The following is a 26,054-nucleotide window of genomic DNA, read 5'->3' on the forward strand; positions in this document are numbered from 1 at the left end:
AGAAAGGAGTACGGTTAACTTGAAGAAACGTATTGCTCTATTGCCCGGAGACGGGATCGGCCCTGAAGTATTAGAATCAGCGACAGACGTACTGAAAAGTGTTGCCGAACGCTTTAACCATGAATTTGAATTTGAATATGGCCTGATTGGAGGGGCGGCGATTGATGAACATAACAATCCCCTTCCGGAGGAAACAGTTACGGCTTGTAAAAATGCGGACGCTATATTGCTTGGCGCTGTCGGCGGACCGAAATGGGATCAAAATCCTTCGGAGCTGAGACCTGAAAAAGGGCTGCTCAGCATCAGAAAACAGCTTGATTTGTTTGCGAATTTGCGGCCTGTGAAGGTGTTTGAAAGCCTTTCTGACGCTTCGCCTTTGAAAAAAGAATATATAGATAACGTTGATTTTGTTATCGTCCGTGAGCTGACAGGCGGCTTGTATTTCGGCCAGCCGAGCAAACGCTATGTAAACACTGAAGGTGAGCAGGAAGCTGTAGACACGCTGTTTTATAAGCGGACGGAAATTGAACGTGTGATCAGAGAGGGCTTTAAAATGGCGGCAGCCAGAAAAGGCAAAGTGACCTCTGTTGATAAAGCGAACGTACTTGAATCAAGCAGGCTTTGGCGTGAAGTGGCTGAAGACGTTGCAAAAGATTTTCCTGATGTGAAGCTGGAGCACATGCTTGTGGATAACGCGGCCATGCAGCTGATTTATGCACCGAATCAATTTGATGTCGTGGTGACTGAAAATATGTTCGGTGATATTTTAAGCGATGAAGCGTCCATGCTTACAGGCTCACTCGGAATGCTCCCGTCAGCCAGCCTATCAAGCTCAGGCCTTCATCTGTTTGAGCCTGTTCATGGCTCCGCGCCTGACATAGCCGGCAAAGGGATGGCTAATCCATTCGCGGCCATATTGTCAGCGGCAATGCTTTTGAGAACATCTTTCGGGCTTGAAGAGGAAGCGAAAGCTGTAGAGGATGCGGTTAACAAAGTCTTGGCTTCCGGAAAAAGAACAAGAGACTTGGCACGAGGCGAAGAGTTCAGCAGCACTCAGGCCATTACAGAGGAAGTTAAGGCAGCAATAATGAGTGAAAATACAATTTCTAATGTGTGACAGCTTTGTTAAGCGGTCTTAGTTCATAGGTAGAGGGAGGAAATAAAAGATGATGCCTCGAACAATCATCGAAAAGATTTGGGATCAGCATATTGTAAAACATGGTGAGGGAAAACCGGATCTTCTCTATATTGATTTGCATCTTATTCATGAGGTGACGTCTCCTCAGGCATTTGAAGGGTTGAGACAAAAGGGAAGGAAGGTCAGAAGACCGCAAAACACATTTGCGACAATGGACCACAACATCCCGACCGTCAATCGTTTTGAGATAAAGGATGAAGTTGCGAAACGCCAGGTGACTGCGCTTGAACGAAACTGTGAAGAATTTGGTGTGCGCCTTGCTGATCTTCACAGTGTGGATCAAGGGATTGTCCATGTCGTCGGTCCTGAACTGGGCTTAACACTTCCGGGAAAAACGATTGTATGCGGCGACAGCCATACATCAACCCATGGCGCATTCGGCGCCCTTGCATTTGGAATCGGGACGAGTGAAGTTGAACATGTTCTTTCCACACAGACACTTTGGCAGCAGCGTCCGAAAACACTTGAAGTGCGCGTAGACGGAACGCTTCAAAAAGGGGTAACGGCAAAGGATGTCATTCTTGCTGTCATCGGCAAATACGGGGTGAAATTCGGCACTGGCTACGTCATTGAATACACTGGGGAAGTATTCAGAAATATGACGATGGATGAGCGGATGACCGTTTGTAACATGTCAATTGAAGCAGGGGCAAGAGCAGGTTTGATTGCACCTGACGAAGTGACATTTGAATATTGCAAAAACCGCAAGTACACGCCAAAAGGCGAAGAATTTGACAATGCCGTAGAGGAATGGAAGGCGTTGCGCACAGATCCAGGCGCTGTTTACGATAAATCTATCGTCCTTGACGGCAACGAAATTTCTCCTATGGTGACATGGGGCATCAACCCGGGAATGGTTCTTCCTGTCGATTCTGAGGTTCCTGCGCCGGAAAGCTTTTCCGCGGAAGATGACAAAAAAGAAGCGATTCGCGCTTATGAATATATGGGGCTGACTCCTCATCAGAAAATAGAAGATATCAAAGTGGAGCACGTATTTATCGGTTCCTGCACAAATTCTCGCATGACTGACCTTCGCCAGGCTGCTGATATGATCAAAGGGAAGAAGGTAGCTGACAGCGTAAGAGCCATTGTTGTTCCCGGATCTCAAAGCGTGAAGCTACAGGCTGAGAAAGAAGGGATTGACCAAATTTTCTTGGAAGCTGGATTTGAATGGAGAGAGTCAGGCTGCAGCATGTGTTTAAGCATGAATAATGACGTTGTTCCTGAGGGAGAGCGCTGTGCGTCAACCTCTAACCGCAACTTCGAGGGCAGACAAGGAAAAGGTGCGAGAACACATCTCGTCAGCCCGGCAATGGCTGCGATGGCCGCCATTCACGGACACTTCGTTGATGTCAGAAAGTTTTATCAGGAAAAATCAGTTGTGTAAGGAGTGCGCGAGATGGAACCTTTGAAAACACATACGGGGAAAGCGGCCGTATTAAATCGAATCAATGTTGACACAGACCAAATTATTCCTAAGCAATTTTTGAAGAGGATTGAAAGAACAGGCTACGGCCGTTTTGCATTCTTTGACTGGAGATATGATGCAAACGGTGAACCGAACCCTGAATTTGAATTAAACCAGCCGGCTTATCAAGGCGCCTCCATTTTAATAGCAGGAGAAAACTTCGGCTGCGGATCATCTCGAGAACACGCTCCGTGGGCACTTGATGATTATGGATTTAAAATCATTATTGCGCCGTCATTTGCTGATATTTTCCACCAGAACTGCTTTAAAAACGGTATGCTGCCGATTCGCATGCCATATGACAATTGGAAAAAGCTTGTCGGTCAGTATGAAAACCAGTCATTGCAGATGACTGTTGACCTTGAAAATCAGCTTATTCATGATAGTGAAGGCAATCAAATTTCATTTGAAGTAGATCCGCATTGGAAAGAGATGCTCATCAACGGCTATGATGAAATTTCATTAACGCTTTTGCTTGAAGACGAAATCAAGGAATTTGAATCACAAAGAAGTTCTTGGCTTAAAGCCTGAAAAAGCTGCCGGCATTTGTCCGGCGGCTTTTTTTGCCTGATGAAACCTTTCATTTCTTGTGTTTGTTCACAGGTGTTGATACACTTGAACAAAATAAATGCCTGAAAGGAATATAGGTATGACGCATGACAAGAAGAACGCAAAAATTATTCCTTTTCCTCATCTGAAAGACCGTCTTGTGGAAAAAGGGATGGCATCACTGAAGGAAAAAAAGTATCAAGAAGCGCTTGAGCTGTTTTCGGAAGCGATGAAATATGATGATACTGAATCCGATCTTCACTTAGGGATGGCCATCTGCTTTTTAGAGCTGGGCGAATTGGAAGAGGCAAAAAGAGTGTGCGAGAAGATGCTCAAAGAAGGCTATGGCCATTATTTTACGGTTTTGCAGGTGTACATGACCATCTTAATTCAGCTCAAAAAATACGAAGAAGTCAAAAGCACCATTGAAGCCGTTTTAGTAGAAAACCAGCTGCCTGCGGAAAGTGCAGAGCAATTTTATAAGCTGCTTGATTTCAGCCGCAAAATGACTGATCCGGAGCGTGAGGACGAGGCTTGGGCCGAGGAATATGAGGATACAATTGACACTGAGAAAGTGCTGGCAAGCCCTGAGGAGCAAATGAATTTAATTCATTCCTTAAAAGACCGCAATGTAGCGAAGTATACAGGACTGCTGAAAACAATCCTTCAAGACCCCTCAGCTCACCCGATTATCAAAACGATGATTGTCATGCTATTGGCGGAGCACGAGTATAGCAAAACGGTGCACATTACTAAATTTGGCGAGTCTTTGACAATTGAACCGTCTGAGATTGTCCCGCCTGATGCCGCTCCGATTTTACACCGTGTGCTCCGGGTGCTGGATGAGACGCTTGGAAATGAAAATCCAACCTTATACGCGGCAGTAGAAGAACTGTGGAGAAGACATCTGTACGTTTTATATCCGTTCCAGCCGAAATTGCTGTCGGCCGATCTTTGGGCGGCTGCCCTGCATAAAGTCGGTTACGAGATGCACGGAATTGAAATTGAAAGAGAAGAACTTCATATGATGTATGAGTTTACCGACAGAGAACTAGATGAAGCGTGCACAATGATAAAAGATATTGAAGAAATTTCTTATTTGTAAATCGCGCCATATAGTTGAAAGCGCTATGTGTTATGTTATAATATAATGGTTGTATTTGTGTATAACGGGTTATAAGAAATACGGTTGGACAGGCTTTGCAGTTCATTATTAACATCTATACATAATGATTCTGATCTTTGGCAGCTTTGTTTTTGTTGGACGAAGCCGAATGATTGCTTTAGAATGGAAGACCGACACAACCTGAATAGATTTTTGGAGGGAAACACATGTCTGTAAAATGGGAAAAACAAGAAGGCAACGAAGGCGTTTTAACGGTTGAAGTTGATGCTGAAACGTTTAAAACAGCACTTGATGATGCATTTAAAAAAGTAGTAAAACAAGTTTCAATTCCTGGATTCCGTAAAGGTAAAATTCCTCGCGGATTATTCGAACAGCGCTTTGGCGTAGAAGCTCTTTACCAAGATGCTTTGGATATTCTTCTTCCTGTAGAATACCCTAAAGCGGTTGAAGAAGCTGGAATCGAGCCGGTAGACCGTCCTGAAATCGATGTTGAAAAAATCGAAAAAGGCGAAAGCTTAATCTTCACTGCGAAAGTAACAGTAAAACCTGAAGTGAAGCTTGGCGATTACAAAGGCCTAGGCATTGAAAAAGACGACACAGCTGTAACTGACGAAGATGTTCAAAATGAACTAAAAGCGCTTCAAGAGCGTCAAGCTGAGCTTGTGGTAAAAGAAGAAGGCGCTGTTGAAGAAGGAAACACAGTTGTTCTTGATTTCGAAGGATTCGTTGACGGCGAAGCATTCGAAGGCGGAAAAGCTGAAAACTACTCTCTTGAAGTAGGTTCTGGTTCATTCATCCCTGGTTTCGAAGATCAGTTAGTCGGCCTTGAAGCAGGTGCTGAAAAGGATGTTGAAGTGACATTCCCTGAAGAGTATCACGCTGAAGAGCTTGCAGGCAAACCAGCTGTGTTCAAAGTGAAAATTCACGAAATCAAAGCGAAAGAGCTTCCTGAGCTTGACGATGAATTCGCAAAAGATATCGATGAAGAAGTGGAAACACTTGCTGAATTAACTGAAAAAACAAAGAAACGTTTAGAAGAAGCAAAAGAAAACGAAGCTGACGCTAAATTGCGTGAAGAGCTTGTTCTGAAAGCTTCTGAAAATGCTGAAATCGATGTGCCGCAAGCAATGGTCGACACTGAGCTTGACCGCATGCTGAAAGAATTCGAACAGCGTCTGCAAATGCAAGGCATGAACCTTGAGCTTTACACTCAATTCTCAGGCCAAGATGAAGCTGCGTTAAAAGAGCAAATGAAAGAAGATGCTGAAAAACGCGTAAAATCTAACCTGACTCTTGAGGCGATTGCGAAAGCGGAAAACCTTGAAGTATCAGATGAGGAAGTTGATGCTGAGCTTTCTAAAATGGCTGAAGCATACAACATGCCTGTTGAAAATATTAAACAAGCCATCGGTTCTACTGACGCGATGAAGGAAGATTTAAAAGTTCGCAAAGCAATTGATTTTCTTGTAGAAAACCGTTAATATGGTGCATAATAATAGTAATAATAAAACAGGGCGCGAATGATTCGTGCCTTGTTTTGTACAATTATGATATATCTCTTTTTCTTGGGGCAAGATAGTTAATGCAAGGCTGTTTTTTGTCATACATATAGAATGTGCAAGTCAGAAACACATTGTTACCGTCTTTTTGGAAAGTATGGTAAAATGCAATACATACTCGTTCGTTTCAAGAATCATTTTCTTTTGCTCTGCCGGTAAAAGAAAAAGTGAGACAAGATTAAGGGGTGAAAGAATGTTTAAATTTAACGAGGAAAAAGGACAATTAAAATGCTCGTTCTGTGGAAAAACACAAGATCAGGTTCGTAAGCTTGTAGCCGGACCTGGTGTATATATATGTGACGAATGTATCGAACTCTGCACTGAAATTGTGGAAGAAGAACTCGGAACTGAAGAAGAAGTAGAATTTAAAGACGTACCGAAGCCTCAGGAAATCCGCGAAATTCTGAATGAATATGTCATAGGCCAGGATCAAGCGAAGAAATCACTCGCTGTTGCTGTGTATAACCACTATAAGCGTATTAACTCCAACAGCAAAGTTGATGATGTTGAGCTTTCGAAAAGTAATATTTCATTAATCGGTCCTACAGGAAGCGGTAAAACCCTTCTGGCGCAAACATTGGCTCGCATTTTAAATGTGCCGTTTGCGATTGCGGACGCTACGTCTTTGACTGAAGCTGGATACGTGGGTGAAGATGTAGAGAATATTCTCTTGAAGCTCATCCAAGCTGCTGACTATGATGTAGAAAAAGCTGAAAAAGGCATTATCTATATTGATGAAATCGATAAAGTGGCAAGAAAATCAGAAAACCCGTCTATTACACGTGACGTGTCAGGTGAAGGTGTTCAGCAGGCGTTGCTTAAAATTCTTGAGGGTACAGTGGCAAGCGTGCCGCCTCAAGGAGGACGTAAGCATCCTCATCAAGAATTCATTCAAATTGACACAACAAATATTTTGTTCATTTGCGGCGGTGCTTTCGATGGCATCGAACAAATCATCAAACGACGTTTAGGCCAAAAAGTGATTGGATTCGGTGGGGACAATAAAGCTGCTGATCTGGAGAAAGAAGACCTTCTTTCAAAAGTGCTTCCTGAAGACTTGCTTCGCTTCGGGTTAATTCCTGAATTTATCGGACGTCTTCCGGTTATTGCAAGTCTTGAAAAGCTCGACGAGGAAGCGTTGGTTGCGATCTTAACAAAACCGAAAAACGCTCTTGTTAAGCAATTCAAGAAAATGCTTGAGCTTGACAATGTTGAGCTTGAGTTTGAAGAAGAAGCGCTTTCTGAAATTGCTAAAAAAGCAATTGAACGCAAGACTGGAGCGCGCGGACTCCGTTCTATCATTGAAGGTATTATGCTTGATGTGATGTTTGAGCTGCCTTCCCGTGATGACATTGAAAAATGTGTGATTACCGGGGCAACTGTAACACATGGAGAGCCTCCTCGCCTCTTATTAAAAGACGGCACTGAGGTAAGCCAAGATAAAACATCTGCATAAAGATAAGCACGAACCTCCTGAGTGGTGACATTCAGGAGGTTTTTTTGTCCTGCAAACTCTTCCGGAAAAACGTTTATTCCCGTCTTCTATGGGAGATACTAGCAATCAGAGGAATGAATTGGATACATAAATTGTTTTTCAGGAGGGACCATCATGAGTTGGACAGGGATCGCGTTATTTATTCAGCTGTTTTTTGGGATCATCATTGGTTTGTATTTTTGGAATTTGCTTAAAAATCAAAGGACACAAAAGGTCACGATAGATAAGGAATCAAAAAAGGAAATGGAGCAGCTTCGGAAAATGCGCGCTATCAGCTTGTCCGAGCCGTTATCTGAAAAAGTCCGCCCCAAAAGCTTTCAAGATATCGTCGGACAGGAAGACGGCATTAAAGCATTAAAGGCGGCTTTGTGCGGGCCGAATCCACAGCATGTCATTGTCTATGGGCCTCCGGGCGTTGGGAAAACAGCTGCTGCACGGCTTGTGTTAGAAGAAGCGAAAAAACATAAACAATCACCGTTTAAAGAACAGGCTGTTTTTGTGGAACTCGATGCGACAACAGCTCGTTTTGATGAAAGAGGAATTGCCGATCCGCTCATCGGCTCTGTCCATGACCCCATATACCAAGGGGCCGGAGCAATGGGACAGGCGGGGATTCCGCAGCCGAAGCAGGGAGCTGTTACCCATGCCCATGGCGGTGTGCTGTTTATTGATGAAATAGGTGAGCTGCATCCTATTCAAATGAATAAAATGCTGAAGGTGCTTGAGGACAGAAAAGTCTTTTTAGACAGTGCCTATTACAGTGAGGAAAACACACAAATCCCGAATCATATTCACGATATTTTTCAAAATGGGCTGCCGGCTGATTTTCGTCTGATTGGCGCGACGACAAGAATGCCGAACGAAATTCCGCCAGCTATCCGATCCCGCTGTTTAGAGGTGTTTTTCCGTGAGCTTGAAAAGGATGAGCTGAAAACCGTTGCCAAAACAGCAGCGGATAAAATTGAAAAAAACATTTCCGGTGAAAGTCTGGATCTGCTGACCAGCTATACGCGGAACGGGCGGGAAGCTGTTAATATGATTCAAATCGCAGCGGGAATGGCGGTAACGGAGAATCGGAAAGACATTACGATTGAGGATATTGAATGGGTCATTCATTCCAGCCAGCTTACTCCGAAGCACGAGCAGAAAATCGGCGTTGAACCGCAGGTCGGCATTGTAAATGGGCTTGCCGTATATGGACCTAACAGCGGGGCGCTGCTGGAAATCGAAGTGAGTGTAACCCCGGCTCAGGATAAAGGGTCAATTAATATCACGGGAATAGCTGAAGAAGAAAGCATCGGCAGCCAATCAAAATCAATCCGGCGAAAAAGCATGGCGAAGGGTTCGGTTGAAAATGTGTTAACCGTACTCCGGACAATGGGAATGAAGCCGTCTGATTATGATATTCACATCAATTTCCCAGGAGGGATTCCAATTGACGGTCCGTCGGCTGGCATCGCGATGGCTGCAGGGATTTTCTCGGCAATTCACAAAATTCCAATTGACAATACCATTGCCATGACGGGCGAAATCAGCTTGAACGGTCTTGTGAAACCCATTGGAGGCGTGATTCCGAAAATAAAAGCGGCCAAGCAGTCCGGTGCGAAAAAGGTGATTATCCCATATGAAAATCAGCAGTCGATCTTAAAGCAGATTGATGGAATCACGATTATTGCAGTAAAGACGTTCCAGGAAGTGCTTGATGAAATTTTAGTGAATCCGCCAACGGAACAAAAACCGTTTAATATTGAAATCAATAAAGAATCTGTTTAACCCTATTTTTTAAAATAGGGTTTTTTTCATGAAGGACATCTTTTCCTTTTTCATATCAGAAAGAAAGGGTATACTACGAGGAGACTGTTTTATAGAAAATGGAACCATGCCGTTTATTGTACAAGGATGAAAAAGTTGTATTATAATGGTTCATACTAAAGTCACGGAGGTGTCAGTCACATGGCAGAAGAATTAAAACGCAGCATCCCGCTCCTCCCTTTAAGAGGTTTATTAGTGTACCCGACGATGGTTTTGCATTTAGATGTAGGACGTGACAAGTCGGTTCAGGCCCTTGAACAGGCAATGATGCATGATCATATGATATTTTTAGCCACTCAGCAGGATATTTCGATAGACGAACCGGGTGAAGATGAGATTTTTACTGTCGGCACCTATACAAAAATTAAGCAAATGCTGAAGCTTCCGAACGGTACGATTCGTGTGTTAGTTGAGGGCCTTAAGCGCGCCCAAATCGTCAAATACAATGAGCATGAGGATTACACGTCGGTCGACATTCAGCTGATTCATGAAGATGAATCGAAAGATACAGAAGACGAAGCATTGATGCGGACTTTGTTAGATCACTTTGATCAGTACATAAAAATTTCTAAAAAAATCTCGGCCGAAACATACGCCGCGGTTACTGATATCGAAGAGCCAGGGAGAATGGCAGACATCGTTGCTTCTCACCTGCCCCTTAAACTAAAGGACAAGCAGGATATTTTAGAAACGGCTGACGTCAAAGACAGGCTGAACAAGGTTATTGATTTTATTAACAATGAAAAAGAAGTGCTTGAGATCGAGAAAAAGATCGGCCAGCGCGTCAAACGTTCGATGGAGCGTACGCAGAAGGAATACTACTTGCGTGAACAGATGAAGGCGATCCAAAAAGAGCTTGGCGATAAAGAAGGCAAAACAGGCGAAGTTCAGACACTGACGGAAAAAATCGAAGAAGCAGGCATGCCTGACCATGTGAAGGAAACCGCGCTTAAGGAATTGAACAGATACGAAAAAATTCCGTCAAGTTCCGCAGAAAGCTCTGTCATCCGCAACTATATCGACTGGCTGATTGCTCTCCCGTGGACGGATGAGACAGATGATAAGCTTGATTTGAAAGAGGCAGGACGTCTCTTGGACGAAGAGCATCACGGACTTGAAAAAGTGAAAGAACGTATCTTAGAATATTTGGCTGTCCAGAAGCTGACAAAATCCCTGAAAGGTCCGATTCTCTGCTTGGCGGGACCTCCTGGTGTCGGGAAAACGTCTTTAGCCAAATCAATTGCAAAAAGCTTGGACCGGAAATTCGTCAGAATCTCACTCGGCGGCGTGCGTGACGAATCAGAGATCCGCGGACACAGACGGACCTATGTCGGAGCAATGCCTGGACGCATTATTCAAGGCATGAAAAAAGCCGGCAAGCTGAATCCGGTCTTCTTATTAGACGAAATTGACAAAATGTCATCTGATTTCAGAGGCGACCCGTCATCTGCTATGCTTGAAGTGCTTGATCAAGAGCAAAACAGCACCTTCAGTGATCACTATATTGAAGAAACCTTTGATTTATCAAAAGTGCTGTTTATCGCAACGGCGAACAATTTGGCCACGATCCCGGGCCCGCTTAGAGACAGAATGGAAATTATTAATATTGCGGGTTATACAGAAGTAGAAAAGCTCGAAATTGTAAAAGACCACCTGCTTCCAAAGCAAATCAAGGAACACGGGCTCAAGAAAAGCAACTTGCAGCTTCGTGACCAGGCGATTCTCGATATCATCCGCTACTATACGAGAGAAGCGGGTGTGAGAAGCCTTGAACGCCAGCTTGCCGCGATTTGCCGTAAGGCCGCAAAAGCAATTGTTGCTGAAGAACGAAAACGGATTACGGTCACCGAGAAGAACCTTCAGGACTTTATCGGAAAACGCATTTTCAGATACGGACAAGCTGAAACAGAAGACCAGATAGGTGTAGTTACAGGGCTTGCCTATACAACCGTCGGCGGAGATACGCTGTCGATTGAAGTATCGCTTTCTCCGGGGAAAGGAAAATTGATCCTGACAGGAAAGCTCGGAGATGTCATGAGAGAGTCAGCTCAGGCTGCATTCAGCTATGTGCGTTCAAAAACAGAAGAACTTGGCATTGAACCTGACTTTCATGAGAAGTATGATATTCATATACATGTACCTGAGGGTGCGGTGCCTAAAGATGGTCCGTCAGCCGGTATTACGATGGCGACAGCGCTTGTTTCTGCTTTAACTGGACGGGCGGTTTCACGTGAAGTCGGCATGACTGGGGAAATCACGCTACGCGGACGTGTGCTGCCGATCGGCGGATTGAAGGAAAAAGCGCTTGGTGCGCATAGAGCGGGGTTAACGACCATCATTGCGCCTAAAGAGAATGAAAAAGATATAGAGGATATTCCGGAAAGCGTCAGAGAAGGGCTGACATTTATATTGGCGTCCCACTTAGACGAAGTTTTGGAACATGCCTTAGTAGGAGAGAAGAAATGAAAGTCACAAAGTCAGAAATCGTGATCAGTGCAGTTAAGCCGGAACAGTACCCTGAGGGCGGGCTTCCAGAAATTGCACTGGCCGGAAGATCGAACGTGGGAAAATCGTCTTTTATCAATTCATTAATCAATCGCAAAAATCTTGCGAGAACATCATCTAAACCGGGAAAAACACAAACGCTCAATTTCTACATTATCAATGATGAGTTGCATTTTGTGGATGTACCGGGTTACGGTTTTGCCAAAGTGTCAAAATCTGAGCGTGAAGCTTGGGGCAGAATGATTGAAACCTACATCACAACACGCGAGGAATTGAAAGCAGTGGTGCAGATCGTTGATTTGCGGCATGCGCCGTCTAATGATGATGTGCAGATGTATGAATTCTTAAAGTATTACGGCATTCCTGTTATTGTTATCGCTACAAAGGCGGATAAGATTCCGAAAGGAAAATGGGACAAACACGCGAAGGTTGTCCGACAGACATTAAATATTGATCCGGAAGACGAACTGATTCTCTTCTCCTCAGAAACGAAAAAGGGGAAAGATGAAGCTTGGGGAGCGATCAAAAAAATGATAAACCGGTAGAGAATACTCTCTGCCGGTTTTATTTATCGTATAGATTTTTTTCGTTTTATCAATAATAACAATAAACTGATTCCAATAAAGACAAACGGCCAATACTCTTTTAGAAGTGCTGTCGGAATACGAGCAGACTCAAGCCACGCCATAATTTGTTTGAAAAAGTACAAAAACAGGGAAAAACAAATCATCGACACAGCTTCATATACATATTCTTTTTTCTGAACGGTTGAAATCAAGAGTGAGAAACCGATCAGAAAGAGAAGCATTTCAAAATCATCCGGCCACCATGTCCATTTTGGCTTTGCAAAAAAGTGCAAACCAATCCCGAAAAGAAGCAAACCGATAAAAAAATGGGGTGTGACGGCTTCTTTTTTTCCTTGATATACAAAGGCAGCGCCTAACAGCATGAGGAGAACAGGCCATTGATCCTGCCCTGAAAACAGTTCGGCTTGGCCGCTTTCAAGCCATGCATATACAGAAGCGGCAAGGAGCAGACAAGGGAATAAAATTGATTTTTGTTTCATGCAAATATCACCTTCTTGTTTTTTAGAGCTGATGTGTAGTAAAATTCTGCTGTTTTTGGTATTGTCAATAGGAATGCTTCTTTTGCGTGAAGCTTTTTCTAATATAGCATAAGAATTTTAAAATCTGTTCACATTTTGCGAAAGAAACTATGTTATAATTATTATAAATAATGAGTTCTATGTTAGAATAATTATAAATAAAGATTTGGTGTTGGGGGTGTAATTAAAGCGATGCATATACTTGTTGTGGGAGTAGATTATAAATCCGCCCCTATTGAGATACGTGAAAAAGTAAGCTTTCAGCCAAATGAGCTGGCAGAAGCGATGGTGCAGCTGAAAGAAGAGAAAAGCATTCTTGAAAACATCATCGTTTCCACCTGCAACCGCACTGAAATTTATGCGGTAGTCGACCAGCTCCATACCGGCCGTTATTATATAAAAAAGTTTTTAGCTGATTGGTTTCAACTAAGCAAAGAAGAGCTGTCACCGTTCTTAACATTTTACGAGAGCGACGCGGCTGTTGAGCATTTATTCCGTGTAGCCTGCGGACTTGATTCGATGGTGATTGGCGAAACGCAGATTCTCGGCCAGGTGCGCGACAGCTTTAAAACAGCTCAGCAAGAAAAAACGATCGGGACGATTTTTAATGAGCTGTTTAAGCAGGCTGTTACGGTGGGTAAACGGACTCACGCTGAAACAGACATTGGCTCAAATGCAGTGTCAGTAAGCTATGCCGCAGTTGAACTTGCGAAAAAAATCTTCGGAAACCTTTCAAGCAAGCACATATTGATTCTCGGTGCGGGAAAAATGGGCGAGCTTGCAGCGGAAAACCTGCACGGACAGGGAATCGGCAAGGTTACTGTCATTAACCGAACTTACTTGAAAGCGAAGGAGCTTGCAGACCGTTTCTCCGGTGAAGCGAGAAGCTTGAATCAGCTTGAAAGCGCGCTTGCGGAGGCCGATATTCTAATCAGTTCAACCGGCGCAAGTGATTTTGTCGTGTCCAAAGAGATGATGGAAAACGCGAATAAGCTTCGTAAGGGACGTCCGCTGTTTATGGTGGACATTGCTGTGCCAAGAGATCTTGATCCGGCGCTGAATGACCTTGAAGGTGTTTTTCTTTATGATATCGATGATCTGGAAGGCATTGTAGAGGCGAACATGAAAGAGCGGAGAGAAACCGCTGAAAAAGTTGAACTGTTAATTGAAGAAACCATTGTGGAGTTTAAACAATGGCTGAATACACTTGGGGTTGTGCCAGTTATTTCCGCATTGCGCGAAAAGGCGCTTGCCATCCAGTCAGAAACGATGGACAGTATCGAGCGGAAGCTGCCGCACTTGAGTACAAGAGAGAAAAAACTGTTGAACAAACATACCAAAAGTATCATTAATCAAATGCTGCGCGATCCGATATTAAAGGTGAAAGAGCTTGCAGCAGATGCTGATTCTGAAGAAAAGCTGGCCTTGTTTATGCAGATCTTTGATATTGAAGAAGCTGCGGGCCGTCAATTGATAAAAACTGTCGAAAGCAGCCAAAAGGTCCATTCTTTTAAGAAGGCTGAATCAAAAGCGGGCTTTGCCCCACTTGTAAGTGAGTGAATGCTGAATGATTGATACTGCAATGGCAAGACTTAATGAGGGAACAATCGTCATTTACGCATTAAGTGTACTCTTTTATTTTATAGATTTTCTTCAACACAACCGGAAGGCTGGAAAAATGGCCTTCTGGTTGCTTTCTATTGTCTGGACTCTGCAAACCGTGTATTTGGCCTATTTTATGTGGGTGACGGGGCGGTTTCCAGTATTAAATGTGACGGAGGCGCTTTATTTTTATGCCTGGGTGCTTGTCACGCTGTCACTTGTTTTAACAAAGCTTTTACGAGTTGACTTTATCGTGTTTTTTACAAATGTAATAGGATTCTCTATGATCGCCATTCATACCTTTTCACCGACAGAGCAGCAATCAGCTGCTTTTTCCGGACAGCTAGTATCCGAGCTTTTGGTGATTCATATTACAATGGCGATTCTTTCATACGGCGCTTTTTCCCTTTCTTTCGTTTTTTCTGTACTATATATGTTTCAATATCATCTGCTGAAAAAGAAAAAATGGGGAAAATGGCTGTTGAGAATAGAAGATTTGTCTAAGCTTGATTATATGGCCTATGTTCTGAATGTCATCGGGGTTCCGATGCTGTTGCTGAGTTTGATTCTCGGCGTCATTTGGGCGTATGTCTCACTAGAAACGCTGTATTGGTTCGATGCCAAAGTGCTTGGTTCGTTTGTCGTCCTGCTGCTGTACAGCTACTATCTTTATATCAGGCTGATTAAAGAGCTGCAAGGAAAGGTCGCTGCACTGTGGAATACGGCTTGTTTTCTCGTGCTGATGATCAATTATTTCCTGCTGGGAAGCCTGTCGCAATTCCATTGGTTCAGTTAAATGATGTCCCAAGCAGATTCGGGAGGAAAGAAAAATATGAGAACGATTAAGGTAGGTTCCAGACGGAGCAAACTCGCTATGACTCAAACAAAATGGGTCATTCAAAAACTAAAAGAAATCAATCCTTCGTTTACCTTTGAAATAAAAGAAATCGTGACAAAGGGCGACCGGATCGTCGACGTTACGCTCTCAAAAGTGGGTGGGAAAGGGCTGTTTGTCAAAGAGATTGAACAAGCGCTTTTAAATGAAGACATTGATATGGCGGTACACAGCATGAAGGACATGCCTGCTGTTTTGCCTGAAGGACTTGTGATCGGCTGTATTCCTGAACGGGAAGACCCTCGTGACGCCCTTATTTCAAAGAATCGCGTAAAGCTTTCAGAAATGAAGGAAGGCGCTGTTATTGGCACAAGCAGTTTAAGAAGAAGCGCACAGCTTTTGATCGAGCGTCCTGACATTACAATTAAATGGATTAGGGGTAATATAGATACGAGACTTCAAAAGCTGGAAACTGAGGATTATGACGCGATTATTTTAGCTGCTGCCGGCCTTTCCAGAATGGGCTGGAAGCAAGACGTCGTAACCGAATTTCTCGAGCCTGAACGCTGTTTGCCTGCTGTGGGCCAAGGAGCACTGGCGATTGAGTGCCGAGAATCTGATGAAGAGCTATTGGCGTTGTTTTCTCAGTTTACAGATGAATATACAAAACGGACCGTGCTGGCGGAACGTGCTTATTTAAACGCGATGGAGGGCGGCTGCCAGGTTCCGATCGCAGGATACTCAGTGTTAAACGGACAGGATGAAATTGAATTGACAGGGCTTGTCGCTTCTCCTGACGGCAAAATCATTTTTAAAGAAACCGTCACCGGAAACGATCCGGAGGAAGTCGGAAAGCGCTGTGCCGCTCTTATGGCTGACAAAGGAGCCAAAGAATTAATTGATCGTGTAAAACGGGAGCTTGATGAGGATGGAAAATGATTTTCCACTGAAAGGAAAAACAGTGCTAGTCACCCGGAATAAGGCGCAGGCAAAATCGTTTCAGCAAAAAGTGGAGGCGCTTGGCGGAAAAGCGATTTTGACCTCTTTGATTACGTTTCGCCGCGCTTTGCCGAATGATGTTGCGAAACAGGTGAAAGAGGATCTTGCTGCGCCTGGCTGGCTTGTTTTTACAAGTGTGAACGGAGCGGACTTCTTTTTTTCTTATCTACAGGAAAATCAGCTTTTTCTTCCTGCTCATAAAAAAATTGCGGCTGTCGGTGAAAAAACGGCTCGCCGCTTGGAAACGCATAACGTATCGGTTGATGTAATGCCTAAGGACTATATCGCTGAACAATTGGCGGAGGCCCTTAAGCAGCATGCTGAACCGGCGGAACGAATTACAGTGATTAAAGGCAATTTGTCCCGTGATGTGATCAAACAAGAACTTGTCCCGCTCGGTTTTGAAGTGAAGGAATGGGTTGTTTACGAAACGATTCCGGATGAAGAAGGCATCGAGGCACTGAAAGAGGCTGCGGGCCAATATTCATTTGACTATGTGACATTTACGAGTTCATCAACCGTACATACGTTTATGCATGTCTTAGGAGAAGAATTGAAAAAGTGGCAGGCGAACAGGACGTCATGTATCAGCATCGGACCTTTAACAAGGGACGCCCTGCTGACGTATGGCATCACATCACATACGCCTGACACATTTACAATAGACGGCATGCTTGAGTTAATGTGCAGCATGTCAAGAGAGGAAGAGAGAATATGAGTCAATCATTTAACAGACACCGCCGCCTGCGGTCCTCAAAAGCAATGAGAGAGATGGTAAAGGAAACACGTTTGCATCCATCAGATTTTATTTATCCGATTTTTGTCGTTGAAGGGCTGGAAGGCAAAAAAGCTGTTCCGTCAATGCCTGATGTTTACCATGTATCATTAGATCTATTGAAGGATGAAGTGGCAGAGCTGGTCAAACTGGGCATTCAATCTGTCATCGTGTTCGGCATCCCGGAAGAAAAAGATGATTGCGGAACACAAGCGTACCATGATCACGGCATTGTTCAAAAAGCCATTACAGAAATTAAAAAACACTTCCCTGAGATGGTTGTTGTTGCTGATACATGCTTGTGCGAATATACAGACCACGGCCATTGCGGACTTGTCAAAGACGGAGTTATCCTCAATGATGAATCGCTGGAGCTTTTGGCGCAGACAGCTGTCAGCCAAGCGAGAGCTGGTGCGGATATCATTGCGCCATCAAACATGATGGACGGATTTGTTACAGTGATCAGAGAAGCGCTTGATAAAGAAGGATTCGTCAATATTCCAATCATGTCTTACGCTGTAAAATATTCAAGTGAGTTTTACGGTCCGTTCCGTGATGCAGCAAACAGCACGCCGCAATTCGGGGACCGCAAAACATATCAGATGGATCCTGCCAACCGTATGGAAGCACTCCGCGAAGCACAATCAGATGTTGAGGAAGGCGCGGACTTTTTAATTGTCAAACCTTCACTTTCATATATGGATGTCATGCGTGACGTGAAAAATGAGTTTACTTTGCCGCTCGTCGCTTATAATGTAAGCGGAGAGTATTCTATGGTGAAGGCTGCAGCGCAGAACGGCTGGATCAAAGAAAAAGAAATTGTGCTAGAAATTTTGACAAGCATGAAGCGCGCAGGTGCCGACCTGATTATTACGTACCATGCGAAAGACGCAGCGAAATGGCTTGCGGAGTAATTTTATTCAGTTGACAGGAGTTGAGGCAGATGAGAAGCTATGAAAAATCAAAAGCGGCTTTTAAAAAAGCGCAAAAACTCATGCCGGGCGGTGTGAACAGTCCCGTTCGCGCATTTAAATCGGTAGACATGGACCCGATTTTTATGGAGCGCGGAAAAGGCTCAAAAATCTTTGATATTGACGGTAATGAATATATTGACTACGTCTTGTCATGGGGACCTTTAATTTTAGGGCATACAAATGACCGCGTCGTAGAGAGCCTCAAAAAAGTGGCTGAATACGGGACAAGCTTCGGGGCTCCGACTGAGGTGGAAAATGAACTGGCACAACTCGTCATTGATCGTGTGCCATCTGTAGAAATTGTACGAATGGTCAGCTCCGGAACAGAGGCCACAATGAGTGCCCTTCGTTTGGCAAGAGGCTATACAGGCCGCAACAAGATTTTAAAATTTGAGGGCTGCTACCACGGGCACGGCGATTCTCTCTTGATTAAAGCAGGTTCAGGAGTGGCCACTCTTGGTCTGCCTGACAGCCCTGGTGTGCCTGAAGGCATTGCGAAAAACACCATCACCGTTCCGTACAATGATTTAGAAAGTATAAAGCTTGCTTTCCAGCAATTCGGTGAAGACATTGCGGGTGTTATCGTAGAGCCGGTTGCCGGAAATATGGGAGTTGTTCCGCCGCAAGATGGCTTCCTGCAAGGTCTGCGTGATATCACTGAGCAATACGGTTCCCTGCTGATTTTTGATGAAGTGATGACAGGCTTCCGGGTCGATTATAACTGTGCTCAAGGCTATTTCGGCGTAACGCCTGATCTGACTTGTTTAGGAAAAGTGATCGGGGGCGGACTTCCTGTCGGCGCTTATGGAGGCAAGGCTGAAATCATGGAGCAGATCGCTCCGAGCGGTCCGATTTATCAGGCTGGTACATTGTCAGGCAACCCGCTTGCGATGACGGCTGGCTTAGAAACATTAAAACAACTGACACCTGATTCCTACAAGAATTTCATCAAAAAAGGTGACAGGCTGGAAGAAGGCATTTCAAAAGCGGCTGAGGCTCATGGCATTCCGCATACCTTTAACCGCGCAGGTTCGATGATCGGTTTCTTCTTTACAAACGAACCTGTCATCAATTATGAAACAGCTAAATCATCTGATTTAAAGCTGTTTGCTAAATATTATAAAGGGATGGCAAATGAAGGTGTATTCCTTCCGCCATCACAATTCGAAGGCCTTTTCCTTTCAACGGCCCATACTGATGAAGATATTGAAAAAACAATCCAGGCAGCTGAGAAAGTATTCGCTGAGATCAGCCGCGGATAAGAGTGAAAAACCGGTATCAAGGACATCCTTGTACCGGTTTTTTCTGTGCTCTCCCACTCATATTTTCCCCAGTTCATACATACACCTTTAGTGACATCTAATTTTAAGGATTAGATGAAAGGAGGATATGAACTTGCCGCAAAATCATCGATTGCAATTTTCTGTAGAAGAATCGATCTGTTTCCAAAAAGGACAGGAAGTTTCTGAACTGCTTTCTATTTCATTAGATCCTGATATTAGGGTTCAGGAAGTAAATGATTATGTATCAATCAGAGGATCGCTTGAACTTACAGGTGAGTACAACATAGATCAAAACAAACATACTGAAGAGTTTTATACAGATAAGCGGTTTGTTGAAGAAGTCAGAAAGAGAGAGGATGGAAGTGCGGAACTGACTCACTGTTTTCCTGTGGATATTACCATTCCGAAAAATAAAGTGAGCCATTTACAGGATGTCTTCGTCTTTATTGACGCATTTGACTATCAATTAACGGATTCGCGTATTTTAACGATTCAGGCTGATTTAGCGATCGAAGGGCTTTTGGATGATACGGCAGATAAAGAGCCGGAGATTCCTCTATATGAAGCTCCTGCGGCATTTAGAGAGGAAGAGCTTTCTGAGCCGCCGATACACAGTGTATTAAAAACGGATGCAGATCCGGCAGAGGAAGCAATTATGCAGGATGAACCGCCAGAACTTTTTGTCTCGAAAACCGGGCTTCGTGAAGAGTTGGAAACAGAAAAAGCAGAATCTGCGCCTCCGGAATCAGTTGCTTCAGAACCAGAGGCGCGAGAAGGTGTGAAAGAAGAAGCCGAGCCAGCAGAGCTTGTAGTGCCGGAAGCGGAGTCTCGTGAAGAATCGGAAACAGAAGAAGCTGAACCAGAACCTAATGCATCAGAAATAGAAATTCAAGAGATCGTTAAAGCAGAAAAAGAAACGCCAGAGCCAGCAGCTGCATTAGCAGATGTTCGGATAGACGCGGACTCTCCAGCAGAGGCAGAGCTTCGTGAAGGTTCTGGAGCAGAAGAATCGCCTGCTTTGGAAGCTGAGCTACAAGAAGAGACTGCAATTGAAGAGGAAAAAGCAGAAACACCAGTGTCCTCTATTCTTGAATATGCGTTGCGTCAAGAGGCTCAAAATGAAGAAGCAGATCAATCGGAACAGGCTGAGTCCGCACTTCGTCAAGAAGCAGATCAACCGGAGCAGGCTGAGCCCGTACTTCGTCAAGAAGCAGATCAATCGGAACAGGCTGAGCCCGTACTTCGCCAAGAAGAGAAAGAAGCAGATCGATCGAAACAGGCTGAGCCTGTACTTCGTCAAGAAGCAGATCAATCGGAACAGGCTGAGCCCGCACTTCGCCAAGAAGAGAAAGAAGCAGATCGATCGAAACAGGCTGAGCCTGTACTTCGTCAAGAAGCAGATCAATCGGAACAGGCTGAGCCCGCACTTCGCCAAGAAGAGAAAGAAGCAGATCAACCGGAACAGGCTGAGCCTGCACTTCGTCAAGAAGAGAAAAAAGCAGATCAACCGAAACAGGCTGAGCCTGTACTTCGTCAAGAAAAGAAAGAAGCAGATCAACCGGAACAGGCTGAGCCCGCACTTCGTCAAGAAGAGAAAGAAGCAGATCAACCGGAACAGGCTGAGCCTGCACTTCGTCAAGAAGAGAAAAAAGCAGATCAACCGAAACACGCTGAGCCTGTACTTCGTCAAGAAGAGAAAGAAACAGATCAACCGGAGCAGGCTGAGCCCGCACTCCGTCAAGAAGCGGATGAAGCTTCGGAGACTGTGACTGAGGAGGTTCTCTCTATAGAGGAAAGTAGAGAGAGGAAACCAGCATCAGCTGCATATGTGGAGAATGCCGAAGCCGATTCACATCATCCTACTAATCAAAAAGCAAGCTCGGAGGAGGCAACTCAAGAAGAAGAGCTTGCACCGGCATACCGCACCTTCCTGCCCGAACAAGAAGATGGGGATTCTTTTTATTCAGCGCCTAAACTATTGGAGGAGGAAGAACAAGAGGAAGAAAGCTTTGAAATTGAAGTGAGAAAAATACCTCCGGCTGAAGAGCCTGAGGAAGAAACACCTTTTCAATCCTTCCAGCTGCCTGAAACCTCTGAGACTGAAAGGAAGGAAGCGGATGCTGTTCCTAGGGTTACTCCTGCTGCTGAAACGAAGGAATCTCAAACAAAAGAAAGTAATAATTCTCTTTATTTAACAAAACTCTTTACGAGAGAAGAGGATGAGTTTTCGAGAATGAAAATATGCATTGTTCAGCAGGAAGACACGATCGAACGTTTATGCGAACGGTATGAAATCACCTCCCAGCAGCTGATCAGGATGAATTCTTTAGCCTTGGATGATGAATTGAAAGCAGGCCAGATTCTTTATATTCCTCAATATAACAACAGCCATGCGTAAGCCGTAAGCGATCGGAAAATGTGGTGAATGGAATGGAAGAAACCCAATCGGTTCTTCAGGAATACGGACTGACTGCTCAATTTATTGAGCCTGTCAGTCCTCTTGTATGGAAAGTGTATACAGACTACGGCGTATTCGCCCTGAAAAAATTGAAATCGGTTCGCAGCAAACAGTTTACAGATCATATGGTGGCGATTGAGGAAAAAGGTTTTCGTTCATTTGTTCCCGTTTACAGAACAAATAGCGGTGAGTTTTTCTCAGCGGGCGTACAATCAGGAGATTCCTATTATTTAATGCCTTGGCTCCAATTTGACCAAGAGGAAGAACGGGATCAGAAACATGCTTATTTATTTAGAGAAGCAGCCCGTCTTCACGAGAGAACTGCGCAGGAAATGAAGGTCAGCCGTGATGATATTGAACGTTATTACGGACAAACGAAAAAAAAGTGGGAAAATGATAAAATTTTCTATGAACAGTTTGTGGACAGAGCGGAGAAGGAATGGTACCTTTCCCCTTTTGAACTCCAAGCCGTAACCTATTTTTCAGAAACCATTTCCGCGGTGAACTTTGCACTGGAGCGGTTGGAGGACTGGTATGAGTCGGCAAAAGAAAAGGGCATCTCAAGGGTTGTGATGAACCACGGCAGCCTATCTATACACCATTTTCTGTATAATGACGCCGGGACCGGGTATTTCACAAACTTCGAAAGAGCGTCTGCCGGCCCGCCGCAAAACGACTTGCTCGGCTTTTATACAAAAATGTTCAGAGGCTTTCCGAAAGCTTGTCCGGAATGCGTCGAATGGTTTTATGCATACACGAAATCATTCCCTTTGCGAGAAGCCGAGGTCAGTCTTTTTCTCAGCTATATGGCATATCCGGCAGCCATGTACAAGGTGCTGAACCGTTATCAAACCGGGAAAAGACAGCATGAAAAAGATGAATGTGCGCATTTATTAAAGGCTTACTGGCAAATGAAAAATATAGAGCCGTTTGTGATGAAAATTCATCAGATTGAACAAGAGAAAAAATTTCAGGCTGAAAACGAGTCCACGTCTTAATGGCGCGGACTTGTTTGTTTATATCCATTCTAAATGAAGGGCGCAAGCTAAAAAGATTAGGATTGCGAGCAGCAAAACATCAAAGGTAGTCGGAAAGAAAATGGTTCTGATCCCTTGAAAAATTGTAATGGGGATAATCACTTGCGCGGATACAAGCCGAATTTGCCTGACCCACGGCGGCAGTGAATAAGAGCTGAATCGTTTCTTCACGGTGCATCCTCCTCTACGCATTTACAAGCATCATATGTAAACTTGGGCAATAGGTGCCTGCCCATTTGTATAGAAAGCGGTGTTTTTGGAAAAGATGATTGACGAATCAAAAACACTTTTACTATAATAAAGAACATAAATAATGTATATAATGAGCTGATAAATACACCTGCTTAGAACGGGAAGAGTACAAAAAAGGCGCATGCAGAGAGAGAAGCCGTTTGCTGAAAGGCTTCTTATGTTGTCTGATTGGAAGGTCGCCCGGGAGCATAATTTCTTGAAAGAAGAGTAGAGAAATTCGGGAAACACCCGTTATCCGTTATAAGTGCATGAACTGATAGAGTTCATGAAAAAAGGTGGTACCGCGAAAGAGCTTTTCGTCCTTTTATAGGGATGAAAAGCTCTTTTTTCGTTCTCAGCCATTTTTAACATGCTGGAGGGTTATGATGGAAACGAATGAACAAACAATGCCGACGAAATACAATCCGGCAGCGGTTGAAAAAGACCGATATGATTTTTGGCTAAAAGGCAAATTTTTTGAAGCGGGCAGTGACCAGACAAAAGAGCCATATGCTGTTGTCATTCCGCCGCCAAACGTAACAGGAAGACTTCATCTTGGACACGCGTGGGACACAACGCTGCAAGACATTGTAACAAGAATGAAACGCATGCAGGGCTATGATGTGCTGTGGCTTCCGGGTATGGACCACGCCGGCATCGCGACACAGGCTAAAGTGGAAGCGAAACTTCGTGAGGAAGGCAAATCCCGCTACGATTTGGGGCGCGAGAAATTCCTCGAAGAAACATGGAAGTGGAAGGAAGAGTACGCTGACTTTATTCGCAGCCAGTGGGCCAAATTAGGGCTTGGCCTTGATTATTCCCGTGAACGCTTTACGCTGGATGAAGGCTTAAGCAAAGCAGTTCGCGAAGTTTTCGTTAAGCTTTATGAAAAAGGCCTGATCTACAGAGGCGAATATATTATTAACTGGGACCCTGCAACAAAAACAGCTCTATCCGACATTGAGGTTATTTACAAAGATGTTCAGGGCGCGTTCTATCATATGAGCTATCCGCTCACAGACGGTTCAGGCTCGATTGAAATTGCGACGACACGTCCTGAAACGATGCTCGGTGATACAGCTGTTGCCGTTCACCCTGAAGATGAGCGCTATAAGCACCTTATCGGAAAAACGGTAATCCTGCCGATTACAAATCGTGAAATTCCGATTGTCGGTGATGACTATGTAGATATGGAATTTGGTTCAGGTGCAGTGAAAATTACGCCTGCTCATGATCCGAACGACTTCGAGCTTGGAAACCGCCACAATTTAGAAAGAATTCTTGTCATGAATGAAGACGGAACGATGAATGAAAATGCCCTGCAATATCAAGGTATGGATCGTTTTGAATGCCGCAAAAAGCTCGTGAAAGATTTACAGGAGGCGGGAGTTCTCTTCAAAATCGAAGATCATATGCACTCTGTCGGCCATAGTGAACGAAGCGGGGCTGTTGTGGAGCCTTATCTTTCAACACAATGGTTTGTGCGCATGCAGCCGCTTGCTGATGCAGCGATTGAGCTGCAAAAGAAAGAAGAAAAAGTTAACTTTGTGCCTGACCGTTTCGAAAAAACGTATTTACACTGGATGGAAAACATCCGCGACTGGTGTATTTCCCGTCAGCTGTGGTGGGGCCACCGCATTCCTGCTTGGTATCATAAAGAAACAGGCGAGTTATATGTTGGCCTTGAAGCGCCTGAGAACAGCGAAAATTGGGAACAGGATACAGATGTACTGGATACATGGTTCAGTTCTGCGCTCTGGCCTTTCTCCACTATGGGCTGGCCTGATGTAACGGCTGAAGACTTTAAACACTACTATCCGACAGATGTTCTCGTTACAGGGTACGACATCATTTTCTTCTGGGTGTCTCGCATGATTTTCCAAGCGATTGAATTTACAGAAGAGCGCCCGTTCAAAGATGTTTTAATTCATGGCTTAATCCGTGACGAGCAAGGTCGGAAAATGAGTAAATCTCTTGGCAACGGTGTCGATCCGATGGATGTCATTGACAAGTACGGAGCCGATTCTTTACGTTATTTCCTTGCAACTGGAAGCTCTCCTGGCCAGGATCTGCGCTTCAGCTATGAAAAAGTGGAATCGACTTGGAATTTTGCCAATAAAATTTGGAATGCCTCCCGTTTTGCATTAATGAACATGGATGGCATGACGTACGATGAGCTTGATCTGTCAGGCGAAAAATCAGTAGCTGACAAGTGGATTTTAACGCGATTAAATGAAACGATCGAGCATGTGACCCAGCTTGCTGATCGATATGAATTTGGTGAAGTCGGGCGCCATTTATATAACTTTATTTGGGACGATTTCTGTGATTGGTATATTGAAATGGCGAAGCTTCCGCTTTACGGAGAGGACGAAGCGGCTAAGAAAACAACCCGTTCTATCCTTGCTTACGTACTGGATCAAACGATGCGCCTCCTCCATCCGTTTATGCCATTCTTAACGGAAGAAATTTGGCAGCACCTTCCTCACCAAGGGGAATCGATTACAGTAAGTCAATGGCCTGTTGTAGTGCCGGAACATACTGATACTGAAGCGGCAGCTGACATGAAGCTTCTCGTTGAGCTGATCCGTTCTGTACGTAATATCCGGAGTGAAGTCAATACGCCAATGAGCAAGCAGGTTGAACTGTATATTAAAACAAGCACAGACGAAATAGCAGCCCGCCTCGAGGCGAACCGTTCATACGTTGAACGCTTTACGAATCCGAGCGTACTTAAAATCGGCACTGATATCGAAGCTGTTGATAAAGCGATGACGGCTGTTGTCTCAGGAGCAGAGGTTATTCTTCCGCTAGAAGGCTTAATTAATATTGATGAAGAAATTGCCCGTCTGCAAAAAGAATTCGATAAGCTGACGAAAGAAGTCGAGCGTGTCCAAAAGAAACTTGGAAATGAAGGATTTATGAAAAAAGCGCCTGCGCACGTAATTGATGAAGAACGTGAAAAAGAAAAAGATTATGTGGCAAAGCGTGACGCTGTTCAAAAACGAATGGCTGAGCTGAAGGGCTAATGAAAAGCCGGGGC

Annotated in this window: 20 protein-coding genes and 1 other annotated feature; of the genes, 18 read left to right on the forward strand and 2 right to left on the reverse strand. The window is 44.3% G+C overall.

What is annotated here, in order from left to right; translation table 11 throughout:
• Positions 1 to 19 precede the first annotated feature (19 nt).
• The 9 genes from leuB (at position 20) to yihA (ending at position 12,257) form a co-directional block, all read left to right on the forward strand.
• Entirely contained in the window at positions 20 to 1,117 is a 1,098-nt protein-coding gene (gene leuB / locus CVV77_RS13045; protein WP_060399216.1) for a 3-isopropylmalate dehydrogenase, read from the forward strand.
• A 49-nt stretch (positions 1,118 to 1,166) separates the two neighbouring features.
• Positions 1,167 to 2,585: a 3-isopropylmalate dehydratase large subunit gene (gene leuC, locus CVV77_RS13050; protein ID WP_100275583.1), complete on the forward strand. Its 1,419-nt coding sequence runs from the start codon at positions 1,167 to 1,169 to the stop codon at positions 2,583 to 2,585.
• 12 nt (positions 2,586 to 2,597) lie between these two features.
• Positions 2,598 to 3,197 (forward strand): 3-isopropylmalate dehydratase small subunit, encoded by a 600-nt coding sequence (leuD, locus tag CVV77_RS13055; protein WP_019259087.1) that lies wholly within the window; start codon positions 2,598 to 2,600, stop codon positions 3,195 to 3,197.
• A gap of 118 nt (positions 3,198 to 3,315) precedes the next feature.
• Entirely contained in the window at positions 3,316 to 4,320 is a 1,005-nt protein-coding gene (ddcA, locus tag CVV77_RS13060; protein WP_100275584.1) for a DNA damage checkpoint antagonist DdcA, read from the forward strand.
• Between the two features lie 227 nt (positions 4,321 to 4,547).
• Positions 4,548 to 5,822, forward strand: coding sequence for a trigger factor (gene tig / locus CVV77_RS13065; protein ID WP_019259085.1), 1,275 nt, complete (start codon positions 4,548 to 4,550; stop codon positions 5,820 to 5,822).
• Positions 5,823 to 6,093: 271 nt separating this feature from the next.
• Positions 6,094 to 7,356, forward strand: a complete 1,263-nt coding sequence (gene clpX / locus CVV77_RS13070; protein WP_003222561.1) for an ATP-dependent protease ATP-binding subunit ClpX — start codon at positions 6,094 to 6,096, stop codon at positions 7,354 to 7,356.
• 153 nt (positions 7,357 to 7,509) lie between these two features.
• Complete coding sequence (gene lonB / locus CVV77_RS13075; RefSeq protein ID WP_100275585.1) at positions 7,510 to 9,168, forward strand: ATP-dependent protease LonB; 1,659 nt, start codon at positions 7,510 to 7,512, stop codon at positions 9,166 to 9,168.
• A gap of 180 nt (positions 9,169 to 9,348) precedes the next feature.
• Positions 9,349 to 11,673 carry an endopeptidase La gene (gene lon, locus CVV77_RS13080; protein ID WP_100275586.1) on the forward strand — a complete coding sequence of 775 codons (2,325 nt, stop codon included), beginning with the start codon at positions 9,349 to 9,351 and terminating at the stop codon, positions 11,671 to 11,673.
• Positions 11,670 to 12,257 carry a ribosome biogenesis GTP-binding protein YihA/YsxC gene (gene yihA / locus CVV77_RS13085; protein WP_003229621.1) on the forward strand — a complete coding sequence of 196 codons (588 nt, stop codon included), beginning with the start codon at positions 11,670 to 11,672 and terminating at the stop codon, positions 12,255 to 12,257. Before lon ends, yihA begins: the two co-directional genes overlap by 4 nt.
• 23 nt (positions 12,258 to 12,280) lie before the next feature.
• Here the strand turns inward: yihA and CVV77_RS13090 are convergent, their stop codons facing one another.
• A complete protein-coding gene (locus CVV77_RS13090) occupies positions 12,281 to 12,778 on the reverse strand; it encodes a hypothetical protein (RefSeq protein ID WP_003237604.1) in 498 nt (165 codons plus the stop codon).
• Positions 12,779 to 13,009: 231 nt separating this feature from the next.
• Between CVV77_RS13090 and hemA the strand changes: the two genes are divergently transcribed.
• From hemA to cotN, 8 genes are all read left to right on the forward strand, one after another.
• On the forward strand, positions 13,010 to 14,377 hold the full coding sequence (hemA, locus tag CVV77_RS13095; RefSeq protein ID WP_100275587.1) for a glutamyl-tRNA reductase: 1,368 nt from the start codon (positions 13,010 to 13,012) through the stop codon (positions 14,375 to 14,377).
• Positions 14,378 to 14,384: 7 nt separating this feature from the next.
• Positions 14,385 to 15,215, forward strand: a complete 831-nt coding sequence (locus CVV77_RS13100; RefSeq protein ID WP_003222575.1) for a cytochrome c biogenesis protein — start codon at positions 14,385 to 14,387, stop codon at positions 15,213 to 15,215.
• 36 nt (positions 15,216 to 15,251) lie between these two features.
• Positions 15,252 to 16,193, forward strand: a complete 942-nt coding sequence (gene hemC / locus CVV77_RS13105; RefSeq protein WP_003237600.1) for a hydroxymethylbilane synthase — start codon at positions 15,252 to 15,254, stop codon at positions 16,191 to 16,193.
• Positions 16,183 to 16,971 carry a uroporphyrinogen-III synthase gene (hemD, locus tag CVV77_RS13110; RefSeq protein WP_088112322.1) on the forward strand — a complete coding sequence of 263 codons (789 nt, stop codon included), beginning with the start codon at positions 16,183 to 16,185 and terminating at the stop codon, positions 16,969 to 16,971. Before hemC ends, hemD begins: the two co-directional genes overlap by 11 nt.
• Positions 16,968 to 17,942, forward strand: a complete 975-nt coding sequence (gene hemB / locus CVV77_RS13115) for a porphobilinogen synthase (RefSeq protein ID WP_088112323.1) — start codon at positions 16,968 to 16,970, stop codon at positions 17,940 to 17,942. Before hemD ends, hemB begins: the two co-directional genes overlap by 4 nt.
• A 29-nt stretch (positions 17,943 to 17,971) precedes the next feature.
• The gene (gene hemL / locus CVV77_RS13120) at positions 17,972 to 19,264 is read left to right on the forward strand and encodes a glutamate-1-semialdehyde 2,1-aminomutase (RefSeq protein ID WP_100275588.1); all 1,293 of its coding nucleotides are present in this window, start codon (positions 17,972 to 17,974) and stop codon (positions 19,262 to 19,264) included.
• A gap of 133 nt (positions 19,265 to 19,397) precedes the next feature.
• A complete protein-coding gene (locus CVV77_RS22585; protein WP_100275589.1) occupies positions 19,398 to 21,683 on the forward strand; it encodes a LysM peptidoglycan-binding domain-containing protein in 2,286 nt (761 codons plus the stop codon).
• Between the two features lie 32 nt (positions 21,684 to 21,715).
• On the forward strand, positions 21,716 to 22,741 hold the full coding sequence (gene cotN, locus CVV77_RS13130) for a spore coat protein CotN (protein WP_019259076.1): 1,026 nt from the start codon (positions 21,716 to 21,718) through the stop codon (positions 22,739 to 22,741).
• Positions 22,742 to 22,759: 18 nt separating this feature from the next.
• On the opposite strand, the gene CVV77_RS13135 is transcribed toward cotN, so the two are convergent.
• Positions 22,760 to 22,951, reverse strand: coding sequence for a hypothetical protein (locus CVV77_RS13135; RefSeq protein ID WP_003222590.1), 192 nt, complete (start codon positions 22,949 to 22,951; stop codon positions 22,760 to 22,762).
• Positions 22,952 to 23,116: 165 nt separating this feature from the next.
• Positions 23,117 to 23,339, forward strand: a binding site (T-box leader).
• Between the two features lie 58 nt (positions 23,340 to 23,397).
• Here CVV77_RS13135 and valS point away from each other — a divergent pair.
• Positions 23,398 to 26,040, forward strand: coding sequence for a valine--tRNA ligase (valS, locus tag CVV77_RS13140; protein WP_100275590.1), 2,643 nt, complete (start codon positions 23,398 to 23,400; stop codon positions 26,038 to 26,040).
• Positions 26,041 to 26,054: the final 14 nt, after the last annotated feature.

Source organism: Bacillus sp. SN1, from assembly GCF_002796895.1.
In the GTDB taxonomy this organism is placed as follows: Bacteria; Bacillota; Bacilli; order Bacillales; family Bacillaceae; genus Bacillus; species Bacillus inaquosorum.

Bases quoted from the DNA above. Each gene is read 5' to 3' on its own strand.
- leuC (WP_100275583.1), top strand. From the start codon at position 1,167: ATGATGCCTCGAACAATCATCGAAAAGATTTGGGATCAGCATATTGTA.
- leuD (WP_019259087.1), top strand. From the start codon at position 2,598: ATGGAACCTTTGAAAACACATACGGGGAAAGCGGCCGTATTAAATCGA.
- ddcA (WP_100275584.1), top strand. From the start codon at position 3,316: ATGACGCATGACAAGAAGAACGCAAAAATTATTCCTTTTCCTCATCTG.
- tig (WP_019259085.1), top strand. From the start codon at position 4,548: ATGTCTGTAAAATGGGAAAAACAAGAAGGCAACGAAGGCGTTTTAACG.
- clpX (WP_003222561.1), top strand. From the start codon at position 6,094: ATGTTTAAATTTAACGAGGAAAAAGGACAATTAAAATGCTCGTTCTGT.
- lonB (WP_100275585.1), top strand. From the start codon at position 7,510: ATGAGTTGGACAGGGATCGCGTTATTTATTCAGCTGTTTTTTGGGATC.
- lon (WP_100275586.1), top strand. From the start codon at position 9,349: ATGGCAGAAGAATTAAAACGCAGCATCCCGCTCCTCCCTTTAAGAGGT.
- yihA (WP_003229621.1), top strand. From the start codon at position 11,670: ATGAAAGTCACAAAGTCAGAAATCGTGATCAGTGCAGTTAAGCCGGAA.
- CVV77_RS13090 (WP_003237604.1), bottom strand. From the start codon at position 12,778: ATGAAACAAAAATCAATTTTATTCCCTTGTCTGCTCCTTGCCGCTTCT.
- hemA (WP_100275587.1), top strand. From the start codon at position 13,010: ATGCATATACTTGTTGTGGGAGTAGATTATAAATCCGCCCCTATTGAG.
- CVV77_RS13100 (WP_003222575.1), top strand. From the start codon at position 14,385: ATGATTGATACTGCAATGGCAAGACTTAATGAGGGAACAATCGTCATT.
- hemC (WP_003237600.1), top strand. From the start codon at position 15,252: ATGAGAACGATTAAGGTAGGTTCCAGACGGAGCAAACTCGCTATGACT.
- hemD (WP_088112322.1), top strand. From the start codon at position 16,183: ATGGAAAATGATTTTCCACTGAAAGGAAAAACAGTGCTAGTCACCCGG.
- hemB (WP_088112323.1), top strand. From the start codon at position 16,968: ATGAGTCAATCATTTAACAGACACCGCCGCCTGCGGTCCTCAAAAGCA.
- hemL (WP_100275588.1), top strand. From the start codon at position 17,972: ATGAGAAGCTATGAAAAATCAAAAGCGGCTTTTAAAAAAGCGCAAAAA.
- cotN (WP_019259076.1), top strand. From the start codon at position 21,716: ATGGAAGAAACCCAATCGGTTCTTCAGGAATACGGACTGACTGCTCAA.
- valS (WP_100275590.1), top strand. From the start codon at position 23,398: ATGGAAACGAATGAACAAACAATGCCGACGAAATACAATCCGGCAGCG.